Here is a 14,397-nt window from a genome sequence, read left to right as displayed (position 1 = left end):
CTTACTGCATTACTAAATGAAAAACGGAGCTTTCGCTCCGTTTTTCATTTTGAATCATTTACTCTCGTAATTGTTCAAGATTAGAAATCAAACTATTGGCAATATCAGAAGCAGAAGCTCCGTCAAAATTAACCTCCAACTGTTGTCCATCTTTATTTATGGTCAGAGTTGAGTTACCTCCACTTTCAGTCACCGCCACCGTGATATCATCCACGCTTCCGTGATAATCGCCAGAGCCGAGATCATCAAGTAATGTGGAAATATCAGTACCACTCATATCATCAAATACATCGGTAAAATCGAGCTGATCCCCGTCACTGAAATCCGTCACGGTGTCAGTTGCGGATTGCATCTCTGTCCACTTGAAGATGTCATCACCTCCGCCACCAGTCAAAATATCATTACCTAGACCACCAATTAGAATATCATTACCATCGGTGCCTACAAGAACATCATCTTGGTCTGTTCCCATGATGATATTAGGCTCTTGCTGTAACGAAGCAGTCTGTGTACCGAAAGCGGTCACTGTTTCAAAAGAGACATTGTTAAAATCAATATCAACGGTTGCAGTGGTATCGCTTTCTAAACCATCTGAGTCAATCGCTTTGTAATCAAACGAGTCGTTTACATTATTAAAACTTGTAATCTGAGTACCAACTAGAGTAAAGCTGGCTTTATCACTTGAACTGTCTGTTTCAGGGAACAAGCGAATCTCATCAAAACTGCCATTACTTAGCGATACGTCAGCGTAACCTTCTTGATTACCAGTAAATACGATGTCACTGGTGTGTATGGTTTGTATATCAACAAGAGTATCGCCCATATAAAAGTATGCTTGAATCCAAGCGCCGCCACTGTTAAACCTATCATTCAAGCTTGCTAGGTTTAACCTTGCTTCTTTAGCTTCAAGCCCTTCATCTAATTCAATGGCAATGAACTCACTCGTACTAATTTCATCCCCTTGGCCAGTTTCGCCCGGTGACACTACAACTAAACCTACCTGCTGAGCGGCAAAGTCAACCTTGATTTGAGCATTATTGACAAAGTCACCATTACCATCAATGGTTCCTCCAAAGAAACTTAAACCGTTAACATCGACTGAATCGGCAATGAAGTCTTTAGAAAATTCATCGAGTAAATCTTGGGAATCAAAGCTTTGCTCATCAAAGAAATCTTCCGTTAGTGCATATCTGACTTCCGTAGTTTCTGGAATCACATCACCAATGTCCAATATGACTTCATTGTTCTGATCATCCAAGTAATAGAGATAGCCATAGTCTGGAAGCGTCGTGACACAGATACTCGTTTCTTTATCATCTTGAAGATCAAAGTCATCTTCAAAGTCTTGCGCATGTGGTGCAAAGTCAATTAAAGCGTCTCCTCCCACACTAAGGTCAACCGAAATGCCAAAGTCTTCTACTGTCGGAGGTGTATTGTCATCATCAATAATCGTACCAAGGCCTGACGCTGCAGGTGATTGCCCTTGAATCGAACCAGTTAAAACAAAGTTTTCTGAAGATTCATAAATCTGGTCTTCAACAGTGTTTACCGTAACACTAAAGTTAGTATCACTCGCAGGTACGGAGACATCAAACGTTCCATCAGGGTTTACCGCAATAACTTCCGTCGTGTTATCAGCATAAGTAATGGTCACACTCGTAGCGTTAAAATCATCTCCAGCGACAGCGGTTCCGTCTAAGAGAGACATACTAACCATAATCGCAACCGCACTTGCATTACTCAGTGTAACGTTAAATTTCGCATCGTTACCTTCCACCACTTGAATATCCGTAATTTCAGTGACAGTTGGTATGTCTGCATTATCGTTAATCGTTACGGTACCGACAGCAGCAGTTGTTTGCACAGTAGTGGCACCGGATAATGTAAAGTTCTCATCACCCTCATAAATATCATCGTTTAACGTCACCATAGTAACGCTAAATGTTGTGTCTAACGCTGGTACAATGACATCAAACGTACCATCTGGGTTCACAGAAATAACGTCGGTACTACTATCAGCGTAGGTAACGGTTACTGTCGTATTTGTATAATCCGAACCTCCTTCAGCTGTCCCATTTGCTAATGTCATATTAACAACGGTGTTTGTGGTACTTGCATTGCTTAAAGTGACTTCAAGCGTTGCCAGCTCACCTTCACTAACTATGGCATCCGTAATCGCTGCTACAGTCGGGCGGTCATCATCAGGATCTGGTCCTGGGCCACTACCATCATCAACAATAGTACCGGTACCAATCACAGAACCAACTTGGTTATCAGTGTTACCTGATAACGTAAAGGTTTCAGGTCCTTCGAATAAGTCATCATCTCTTGTACTTACAGAAACACTATAAGTCGTATCATTTGCGGGCACATCGACAATAAAGCTGCCATCTGGATTCACCGTAACGACTTCTATGCCGCCACTCTCATAAGTAATTGTTACTGAAGTATCGGTGTAATCCACACCGCCTTCTGCTGATCCGTCAGTCAGCATCATATTGACAGTGGTGTTGGTGGTGCTTTCATTACTCAACGTTACATCTAGTGTTGCAATATCACCTTCGTTTACCGTTGTAGAGGTAATCGCTGCAACTGTTGGGCGATCGTCATCTGGATCAGGTCCTGGCCCCGAACCATCATCAAGAAGAGTCCCTATACCCATTGCAGATGTAATTTGAGTGGCAGTTTTACCCGAGAGTGTTAAAGTCTCTGCGCCTTCGAATAGGTCATCATCAATAGTATTGACTGTGACGCTGAATGAGACGTCGTTCGCGGGAACTGAAACATCAAATGTTCCGTTTGCGTTGACAGTAATGACATCTGTTGAGTTATCCGCATAGGTAACTGTAACCGATGCATTGATGTAGTCTATGCCCCCCTCTGCGCTACCATCAGCGAGCACCATATTGACCAAACTTTCACTATCACTAGGGTTACTTAAAGTAACATCAAAAATGATAGGTTCACCTTCATTAACCACTTCACTAGAAATAGAGGCAACGCTGACTGTATCGTTATCAAGAATCGTTACCGTGCCTGTAACCGGAGTTGTTTGTATCTCGGTCTGTCCAATTAATGTGAAATTTTCATCGCTTTCGAACAGCTCATCGTCGGTGGTACTTATCACAACGTCAAAGGTCATATCACCAGCTGGTACAGACACATTAAATGTACCATCAGGGTTCACAGGGATAACGTCTGATGAACTATCTGCATAGGTAACTGTAATAGACGATTTGGTGTAATCTACTCCTCCCTCAGCTGTGCCATCATTAAGTGTCAGATTAACGAGAGTATCCGTAGCGCTTAGGTTACTCAAAGTGACAACCAACGTAGCAGACTCACCTTCGTTTACGGTTGTATCACTAATTGCCGCAACAACCGGACGGTCATCATCCGGATCGGGACCTGGACCACTACCGTCATCCACTATCGTCGCCGTCCCCGTATCACTGCCTTGTACTGCGCCAATGCCAGTCACGGTCACACTGAAGTCTTCAGGGCCTTCATAAACGGTGTCATCAATGGAAGCGATACGCACATCAAATTCGGTTTGCTCGGCTGGCACGGTCACCACGCCATCATTTGGTACTGCAACCCAACCGCTTCCGGTGTTGTATTCTAAGGTACCTAAGTCACCGGCTTCGGTATCGCCGAGATTAAGACCCAACTCCACTTGCGTTTCCGCTTCAGACGCGTTCGATAAGGTGACTGTGAAGTTCGCCGTATCACCTTCATTAATAATGCCAGCATCGGTAATAGTCACGCTCGGACGGTCATCATCCGGATCGGGTCCAGGGCCGCTGCCATCATCCACTATCGTCGCCGTACCCGTATCGCTGCCTTGCACCGCGCCAATGCCAGTTACTGTCACACTGAAATCTTCAGGACCTTCATAAACGGCATCATCAATAGAAGCAATGCGTACATCAAACTCGGTTTGCCCTGCTGGCACGGTCACCACGCCATCGTTTGGCACTGCAACCCAACCACTTCCCGTGCTGTATTCTAAGGTGCCCAAATCTCCAACTTCGGTATCGCCAAGATTAAGACCCAGTTCCACCTGCGTTTCCGCTTCAGACGCGTTCGATAAAGTGACTTTGAAGTTCGCAGTCTCACCCTCATTAATGGTGCCAGCATCGGTAATAGTCACACTTGGGCGGTCATCATCGGGATCAGGTCCTGGACCACTGCCGTCATCCACTATCGTTGCCGTACCTGTATCGCTGCCTTGCACCGCGCCAATGCCAGTTACTGTCACACTGAAATCTTCAGGGCCTTCATAAACGGTGTCATCAATGGAAGCGATACGCACATCAAATTCGGTTTGCCCGGCAGGCACCGTCACCACACCATCATTTGGCACTGCAACCCAGCCACTTCCCGTGCTGTATTCTAAGGTGCCCAAATCTCCAACTTCGGTATCGCCAAGATTAAGACCCAGTTCCACCTGCGTTTCCGCTTCAGACGCGTTCGATAAAGTGACTTTGAAGTTCGCAGTCTCACCCTCATTAATGGTGCCAGCATCGGTAATAGTCACACTTGGGCGGTCATCATCGGGATCAGGTCCTGGACCACTGCCGTCATCCACTATCGTTGCCGTACCTGTATCGCTGCCTTGCACCGCGCCAATGCCAGTTACTGTAACACTGAAATCTTCAGGGCCTTCATAAACGGCATCATCAATAGAAGCAATGCGCACATCAAACTCGGTTTGCCCGGCTGGCACGGTCACCACGCCATCATTTGGCACTGCAACCCAGCCACTTCCCGCGTTGTATTCTAAGGTACCTAAGTCACCGGCTTCAGTGTCACCCAAGTTGAGGCCTAGCTCGACTTGAACAGTGGACTCGGAGGCATTCGATAGCGTCACTTTGAAGTTCGCCGTATCACCTTCATTAATAATGCCAGCATCGGTAATAGTCACACTTGGGCGGTCATCATCGGGATCAGGTCCTGGACCACTACCGTCATCCACTATCGTTGCCGTACCCGTATCACTGCCTTGTACTGCGCCAATGCCAGTCACGGTCACACTGAAGTCTTCAGGGCCTTCATAAACGGTGTCATCAATGGAAGCGATACGCACATCAAATTCGGTTTGCCCGGCTGGCACCGTCACCACACCATCATTTGGCACTGCAACCCAGCCACTTCCCGTGTTGTATTCTAAGAGACCTAAGTCACCGGCTTCGGTGTCACCTAAGTTGAGAGTCAGTTCAACCTCAACATCTATAGCTGATGGATTAGATAACGACACTTTAAAGCTAGCCGTTTCACCCTCATTAACTATCCCTGCATCGCTCATCGTTACCGTTGGGCGATCATCATCAGGACTTAAACCTGGCCCACTACCATCATCAACAATGGTTGCCACCCCGGTTGCAGGTGTATTTTGTTCTTCTGTTGTGCCAGAAAGCGTAAACGTTTCTGGGCCTTCGAATATAGAGTCATCTATAGAGTCGAGAGAAACCGTAAACCCGCTTTCACCTAATGGGACCGAGACTGTAAAAGTACCGTTATCATCAACCAAGATTTCTTCCGTTGTACCATCAGAAAATGTTATGAGAACACGCTCATTAACGTAGTCACTTCCGCTCTCGTCAGTTGAACCGCCAGTTGCGGTGCCATCAAGTAGCGACAAAGTGACATCAGTATTGTCCTCTGTTGCTTGGTTTAAAGTAATATCGAATACAACCTGATCACCTTCGTTGATAGTCGGACTGGATATTTCCTGAACAATTATCGTTGCAGGAATGGGGGTTGCTGTTGGTTCTGGTGGTTGTATTTGGAGAATATCGAGTAGCGTCTCTACCTGAGTACTTGAAAATCCTGTTCCGTCAGTTCCCACTGTCTCAAAATTGGTACTAGCGAGTAATTCAGCACCTGTGCGATCTATAGCTCCCGTATTCTGTGGGCTAGACCCGTTTCCTTCACCTGCAGCAGGTTCAAACTCTTCACCCAGCTCAGTCGGGTCTTCCCCACTCGCAATTGCTTCAATTAACGCAGTGATATCATCAGTTACATTTATTGAACTTCCTTGTGGTGTCACCTGCTCGATAACAAGTTCAGAAGTATCTGATACTTCATCGATTATTAACTCTCCTGGTTGAGGTAGTTGACCCTGACCTAAAGTCCTAATCTCACCGTCCAACCCGATAACGACAATGTTGCCCGCCAATGAGCTAAAAGTTACACGTTCCATATCTACCTCGCCCCACTTCAAACCAAGTCAAAAGTTTGTCACCCCTACATTTACGTCTATAGTTTAGTCAAAATCATCATATTTTCGTTGTATGTGTAGCTTGTAGGACGTTTGATAACTCTAGGGGCAGAGTTACAAAAAAGCGCAGAGTGACACAGGCCGTGAAACGCTATGATATTAAGAATTCAAGCTTTTCTCCGAGCTAAACTTGCTATGTTGCTAAGCAACATTCGACATATGTGCTAAGGTTTTAAAAGGCGAAATCTTGGATTTTTGAAACAAAAGCTTTGTTTTAACAGTAGGTTGATAAATCCCTTACTCAAGCACTGTTATTTATGATGTTTCGTCTCAGTTATGAGATGAAATAGCAAAAAGCAACACGAATTTTTAGGAGAAATACCGTGAAATGGAACCGACTAAATATTGCTTGCTGCTGTAGTTTAATGGTGTCTATACCCGTTTTCGGTCAAACTTTAGAGCAAGCCGTAGCATTGACGTTAAAAAACAACCCTGACATTAAGAGTGCATTTAATGAATTTACGAGCCGAAAATACGTAAATGAAGCATCTTCGGGTGCTTACTTACCCTCTATTGATCTAGATGCGGGTATTGGGTATGAAGGATTAGACCCTTCTGACGAGGTGGGACGTGGAGATACAGATTACACTCGAAAAGAAGCATCGGTGACACTAACCCAACTTATCTGGGACGGCAGTGCGACTCTTAATGATATAGACCGAACCGCAGCGGATGCTGAATCAGTAAGATTTCAACTTTTGGCCGACGCATCGGATAAAGCACTTGAAGTCACCAAAGTGTATCTAGATGCTGTAAAAGCTTACGAAATACTCAAGCTGTCTGAAAACAACCTGGCTGTTCACAAAGATATCTACGATGACATTAAAAAACGAGTCAACTCGGGTATCGGCTCTACCGCTGACTTAACGCAAGTAGAAGCACGTTTGGCAAAAGCACACGGCAACTTAGCCGCTGCTCAAAATAACCTGTATGACTCTCACACGATGTTCACTCGTTTAGTCGGTCAAACACCGCAAGGGCTAATCTTTCCGAGAGCGGACCAAAACTTTATTCCGTACACAATTGATGAAGCGGTAGGCTTGGCATTTGAACTGCACCCCGTTATTCAAGTCGCACTCGCAGACGTAGACTCGGCTAAGTTTCAATACAAACAGTCTAAAGGTGTTAACTACCCAACCATTTCCATTGAAGCTTCGCAAACATGGCGTGACGACGCTGATGGTTTAAAAGGTCGCAGTGATGAGACACTTGCCATGCTGCGCCTACGCTACAACCTATTCAATGGCGGCAGTGATGCAGCGAACTCAGAAAACTTCGCCTACCAGCTAAATAAAGCAAAAGACTTGCGTGAAGGTGCCTATCGCAATGTTGAAGAAGGGTTAAGACTTTCTTGGAGTGCGCTTGATTTAACATTACAACAAAAAGAGTTTCTATCAGATCATGTAGACTCTGCGTCTGAGACCGTAATTGCTTACGAGAAGCAATATCGCATCGGTAAACGGACACTGCTTGATCTATTGAACACTGAAAACGAGCTCTTTGAGGCGCGTAAAGACTACTTAGATTCTAAATACGCAGAGCAGTACGCCAAATATCGAGTGATGAACGCAACAGGTCAACTGTTGAGTGCATTAAGGGTCGAAATGCCTAAAGAATGGCTAGAAGAAGTGGAGTATTAATTATGAAACACATAACTCTTATTGCACTCTCATTGATGATTTCGGCATGCAGTTCATCCGATAAAGGCGATGAGTATGATTACATCGATACGCCAATTGCCGATCAGTGGGCTGATCATATAGATGATGACTCAGACGGTGTTATTAACGAGCGCGATTTGTGTCCGGGAACTCCTTTAGGAGCCGAGATAGATAACGATGGCTGCGGTTCGTATGTCGACTCCTCACAAGAAATGCAAATTCGAGTCCTATTTGCGAACGATTCCGATGTTATAAACCCTATCTTTACGCAACAAATTCGTGAGTTGTCCGATTTCTTGAAAGAGTACCCAAATACGTCTATCGAGATTCAGGGCTATGCTAGTCGCACTGGTACTGCAGAACACAATCTCGACTTATCCAAGCGCCGGGCTGAGAACGTTAGAAAAGAACTCATGACGAATGGTATTAGTGGGGATAGAGTTACCATTGTGGGCTATGGAGACACAGTGCTTGCAACACAAGGCACTGACCAAGTGAGTCACGCGCTAAACCGTCGAGTAACCGCAACAGTGATTGGTCACAAGGGCGAAGTTAAGAAAGAGTGGACCGTTTTCACTACACTTCCAAAAAGCTAACACAACCATAAACAGAACGTAAAAATAAAAGGTCTAGCAAATTGCTAGACCTTTTTTGATTTTCAATTTTACCTAAATGGTAACGCCACTACATATCTTTGTATTGCGCCTCTAAACTTGCAATCAAGCTTTGAGTCACATCATCAACGCTTGCACCGTCAAAATGGATGTCTAATGTCGAGCTACCTTTTGTAATACTCAGGTTTGCCTCAGAGCTGCCATCTGGTGCCACTTCTACGTGATACTCTCCGACATCACCGGTATGATCACCTGATTGAAGATCATTAAGAAGCTCTCCAATTTCATCTTTAGATAAGTCATCAAAGAGATCAGAGAAGTCTAGAGTGTCTTCATCTTTATTGAAGTCAGTGACAGTGTCGCGTTCATTGGACACATCAATCCATTTAAAGATGTCTTCACCGTCCCCCCCTGTCAAAATATCATTGCCGAAACCACCAATTAAAATATCATTATCTGCACCACCGAACAGCTTGTCGTCACCGCCTTGTCCAAACAAAATATCATCTCCTGAACCACCAGAGATGGTATCTGCCTGGTCGTAATAACGAGACTGTTCAAATTCTGCTTGGTTTTCAGTAATGTAGTGATGAACTTCTTCTTTGGTAACCAACGAAACATCCTTACCTAGTTGAGAAGCTACGTAGTTTTGCAGCGCGGAAACTCCTTGCTCACCATCGACGTCGAAACGCATGGCATCACCAAAAATAATGTCATTTCCATCAAGGCTGTTAATCTCATCTTTGCCTTGCATCAAAGAAACTTCCTTACCAAGGATCACTTCTGCTAGTTGGTTTACATCTATGTTAGCTCTTACTACACCATCAGAGTCGAAGTTTTCTAACGAATCTTCATCTAAGTAGCGACCAAGACCTATCGAACGAACCTCACTAAATTCAGCCAATGCTTGATATGCGTTATTCGCTTGAGATAGAACATTATTTCCATAATCATCATAGACATATGAGTTAAGCATTCTCCCCACCTGTTCACCAGTAGAGAGCGAATACACCGCCCCGCGAAAATCTATGATTGTTTTATTGTTGTATGTGACTGTATCACCAAACCTGTAATCACTTGGCAAGACATCCGCTAGCGTCACTAACTTTTGTTCTGACACGCCAAGTACGACACCCTCCCAACCACTAAACCAACTCGTATTGTTATCCGTAGCTTGGTTTGGTTGACCATCAGATATGAAATAACTTAGGTTTGTTGCGCCACTATCGGCATTAGCAAACCAGTCTAGTGCAGATTGGAACCCGGCTTCATAATTTGTATTACCATCACCGATTTGTAAAATTGCATCCAATGTAGACTCTATTTGCGATGTTGCGTTGTCTGCACTCAAATCTAATTCAAGTACCTGAGAGCTCCCAGTAGCAAATGTGGTCAATAAAACGTTCACTTTGCCCGAATGAGGGCCACTAGCACTTTCGGTAAGAGTATTCAGCACTGTTTTTAGCTCACCTAGCGCTAGACCAACGTCGTAACCCATGCTGCCTGATGTATCGAGCATAAAAGCAAGGTTGTAGTCCTGCCCCTCGACAATCTGTAATCCTTGAACATCGCCAACAATCACATCATTGCTATCAGATCCAGCTATCTTGTTATCACCATGCGTACCGGAAACAAAATCATAATCTCGAACTGAAACAGAAGCCGTGTCCGTTCCCATTTGAGTATTGTTATTAACTTCAACACTTCCTGCCGTCGCTGTTACATCAAAATCTAACGAACCATTGTAATCGGCTGGTACAGTAATCGTACCGCTTAGTTGATGACTGGTTTGATTTGGTTCACTTGAAAGGTCAACCGTGTAAGAACCATCGCTGTTTTCAGTAACCGTTTTGCCATTCACCTCTAATGTTAGCCCTGAAGGAATTCCCGTTAATGTGACGCTATCGTTAATGAATGACTCACTGCCATCCACATCGATAAGATCAAGGTTCAGCTCAAAAGAGACTTGCTGCTCTGTAAGTACAACATACTCTCCTGTGTTGTTATTTAGCTTGATAATGGCATCTTGGAAGATAAGTTGTTCAATTTCATAAAGGTGGTCACCCGACTCTTTATGAGTGCTCGAAACAACATCTTTTGTATCAATAAATCGGCTATCTTCGACAATCCAATACGGGACCTCTGAGTGGTCAGACGCAGGGTAATAGTTGAGGTTGTAATCAGACAACTTGCCAGAGTAAACAACTGTGTCCGTCTCCGCTTGATCATCTAATGAACCAATACCGCCATAGATAGAATCATTACCTCCTCCAGTCACAAAGATATCACTGCCTTGAGCATCAACGTTCGCACCTGCTTGTTGATCTCCGACAAAGCTCAGTGGCGATTCAGTGTCACCGCTTAGCATTAAGTCATTACCAACATGTCCGTTATTAAACGTTTGTGTCACCACATGTTCAAAGTCAAGCCCTGGTAAATTACTTGCCTCAAGCAGATCTTTAAGTTCTTCGTCTGTAGACCAGCTTCCGCCTAGTGTCACAGGTACAGACGTTACTGGACCGAAAGTAAGGTCAATCTTAATTGGGTCCGCGACAGGCTCTATGTCGATACTCAACGTACCTGAAGCAGAAGAATTGCCATCACTAACAGTGAAATGAATCTGCTCGTAAGTATCCAAACCGTTCCCAACACCGTCTTTATCGAAAACATTTGCACCAGATTCATGTTCAGCAGGAACATAACGAACAAGACCATTTTCGATATCAGAAGCGAGCACACTTCCAGAAACCGCTTCCCAACCATCAGAACCTTTCACTTGTAGTGAGCCATTTAGAGCAGAAGTGTCAAACTCAACACTTATACTACTATCAACGATGCCTAAATGTTCTAGTGTTATAACAATAGCTTCGTCTTCTAATCCGGAAATTTCGTTGCTTTGAACTGCTGGCGGAACATCATTATCATCAATATAGCCAACGCCAGATACATCTCCGACTTTAATCACAAGACTCTCTGTTGATTCAACCAACTGATCATCAATACTTGGAATGGTAATCTCAAAGCCATTCACTCCGGCTGGAACAATAAGGTATCCACCCAAATACTTCACGCCATTAGTAAAAGTTGCGTTCGACAAATCAATGTCTTGAGAGCTCACACTAGAACCCTCTGCAGAGAAATCCACTTGATACTTAACGGTCTGATCTGTCGCGTTATTTAGAGAAACAGAAAACGTGACATCGTCACCCTCAACAACAGTAACACCTGCAATGCTCTCCACCACAGGTCCATTTTCCGCAACATTACCATCTAGTATTTCGTTAACGATATTGACCGTAGACGGATCACTAACGCCACTTTCAGAGTCGACTGCCACATATCCAAAGCTGTCTTCGGCAGGAACACCTTCTACATAACGTAACTCCCAGTTACCTTCATTTTTCGTAGAAAAATCTAACTGAGTAATGACCGAACCTTTAGGAAGGGCTAGATCTTTCCCATAACCAACGCTTGTTTCTTGGAATAGCATGAAGTTGCCCTCAGGCTTCAAAAACTCGAACGTTTGAGTCTGTTGGACATTATTTGAATCTAAGTATGTAACCGTAATAAGCGCTGCGTTGTCATCACCGTAATCAAACAATCCACCTAATCCATCTAAGCCAAGGTTTACGCTGCCCACAGGGTTATTAGACAAATCGATCGTAATTGTCTCGCCTTTCTCAATACCCTGCCCATCATTGTCAGCAATACCATTTCCGATATGTGACACTTGGCGGTTGTATTGAGCAAGTTCACCACTATCAGAAGATATAGTGAAGGAGGAACCATTAACTAAATGCTCAGTACGGGAGTGTGATGGACCTCCGTCCTCACTTAGCCCCCAATTATTGAAATCTGTTGTAGACTCGGAACTATTTGGTGTATCTGGGCGATCCTTGATACCTAATAAGAAACCCACATTATCAGCTTCATAGTAAAGGCTATCTTTTTCATAAAGAGTGTCACTGACTTCTTTTATTTCATGCAGTTCACCGTTGTTATCTCTGAAGAACAATGTTCCTGAGGTCGGTAGTTCAATAATCCGCACATGCAAATCGTTGCCATTTAAGTCATCTTCAATATCCGCTATATGATCCTGAGAGTCGCCATCACCTAAAGGTTTCGTATCAGTATCAAATACAACTTGCGTCAAAGGCTTGTCAGTAACATGCGTAAAGTCCTCACTGTCAGGCCTGTCATTGACTGGTGTGACATCGACGTTCACCGTGGTGGACTCCGATACCCCACCCGAGGTAACGATGTAGGTGAAGCTGTCTGTACCGTGGTAGTTGTCGTTTGGCGTGTAAGTGACGCTGCCGTCCGGGTTGACCGAGACCGTGCCGTTGGCTGGACCGTTATTGGTATCCAGCGACACCACTTTATCGTCGCCTTCGAACGTGTCGTTATCTAAGACCTTGATGATGGTCGGCGTGTCTTCCACAACCGTCGCTTTGTCTGCCACGATGTCCGCCACAGGCGCTACTGTGAAGTTCACCGTTTGGCTGACGCTTTCGCCGCTTGGATCGGTAGCCGTAAACGTTAGGATTTCAGAGCCGTTCCAGTCCGCGGTTGGAGTGAACGTAGCAATGCCATTGACGATCGCCACTTGAATGTTGCTGTTGCCAGAGACGCTGAAGGTCAGATCGCCATCCACGTTATCCACATCGCTGAAGGCGGTATTCAGATCGATGCTGTATGGCGTAAAGTCTTCTGCCAAGGCTTGGTCGGCGATGCTACTTTCAACCACAGGCGCGTCGTTTACGGCATTTACGGTGACGTTGACCGTCGCTTGGTCGGTCAGTGCACCATCGGTGATGATGTAAGTAATTTCAGCGTCACCATGGAAGTTCTCAGCTGGTGTGAACACCAGTTTGCCGTCAACAATCTCGACTGTGCCTTGTGCTTCAGGCACAGACACCGATTGGATAGACAGCGTATCGCCATCAATATCGGTGTCGTTTGGCAGGACATCAATCGCCACTGGCGTGTCTTCGTCAGTGACAGCGGTATCATCTTTTGCCACTGGCGCGTCATTGACTGGTGTGACATCGACGTTCACCGTGGTGGACTCCGATACCCCACCGGAGGTGACGATGTAGGTGAAGCTGTCTGCCCCGTGGAAGTTGTCGTTTGGCGTGTAAGTGACGCTGCCATCCGGGTTGACCGAGACCGTGCCGTTAGCTGGACCGTTGTTGGTATCCAGCGACACCACTTTGTCGTCGCCTTCGAACGTGTCGTTATCTAAGACCTTGATGATGGTTGGCGTATCTTCCACAACCGTCGCTTTATCTGCCACGATGTCCGCCACAGGCGCAACTGTGAAGTTCACCGTTTGGCTGACGCTTTCACCGCTTGGATCGGTGGCGGTAAACGTTAGGGTTTCTGAGCCATTCCAGTCTGCGGTTGGAGTGAACGTAGCAATCCCATTGACGATCGCCACTTGAATGTTGCTGTTGCCAGAGACACTGAAGCTCAGCTCGCCATCTACGTTATCTACATCGCTGAACGCGGTATTTAGATCGATGCTGTATGGCGTAAAGTCTTCCGCCAAGGTTTGGTCTGCGAGGTTGCTTTCAACCACAGGCGCGTCGTTCACCGCATTCACGGTGACGTTGACCGTCGCTTGGTCAGTCAGCGCACCATCGGTGACGGTGTAAGTGATTTCAGCATCGCCATGGAAGTTCTCAGCCGGTGTGAACACCAACTTGCCGTCAACAATCTCGACTGTGCCTTGCGCTTCAGGTACGGACGCTGATTGGATAGACAGCGTATCGCCATCAATGTCAGTATCGTTTGGCAGGACATCAATTGTCACTGGCGTGTCTTCGTCAGTAACAGC

The 14,397-nt window shown here is 45.3% G+C and carries 4 protein-coding genes; 2 read left to right on the top strand and 2 right to left on the bottom strand.

The window, feature by feature from the left end:
• Nucleotides 1-58: 58 nt before the first annotated feature.
• A complete protein-coding gene (locus R7O13_RS20850) occupies nucleotides 59-6,205 on the bottom strand; it encodes a Calx-beta domain-containing protein (RefSeq protein WP_318304632.1) in 6,147 nt (2,048 codons plus the stop codon).
• Between the two features lie 401 nt (nucleotides 6,206-6,606).
• On the opposite strand from R7O13_RS20850, the gene R7O13_RS20845 reads away from it, so the two are divergent.
• Nucleotides 6,607-7,923 carry a TolC family outer membrane protein gene (locus R7O13_RS20845; protein WP_195723090.1) on the top strand — a complete coding sequence of 439 codons (1,317 nt, stop codon included), beginning with the start codon at nucleotides 6,607-6,609 and terminating at the stop codon, nucleotides 7,921-7,923.
• Nucleotides 7,924-7,925: 2 nt separating this feature from the next.
• A complete protein-coding gene (locus R7O13_RS20840; protein ID WP_031781371.1) occupies nucleotides 7,926-8,540 on the top strand; it encodes an OmpA family protein in 615 nt (204 codons plus the stop codon).
• 88 nt (nucleotides 8,541-8,628) lie between these two features.
• Here the strand turns inward: R7O13_RS20840 and R7O13_RS20835 are convergent.
• Nucleotides 8,629-14,397 (bottom strand): tandem-95 repeat protein (locus R7O13_RS20835; protein WP_318304629.1); only part of this gene is annotated, 5,769 nt, incomplete at its 5' end.

The organism is Vibrio sp. Y176 (assembly GCF_033438945.1).
This window is presented reverse-complemented; position numbering and strand designations above follow the sequence as displayed.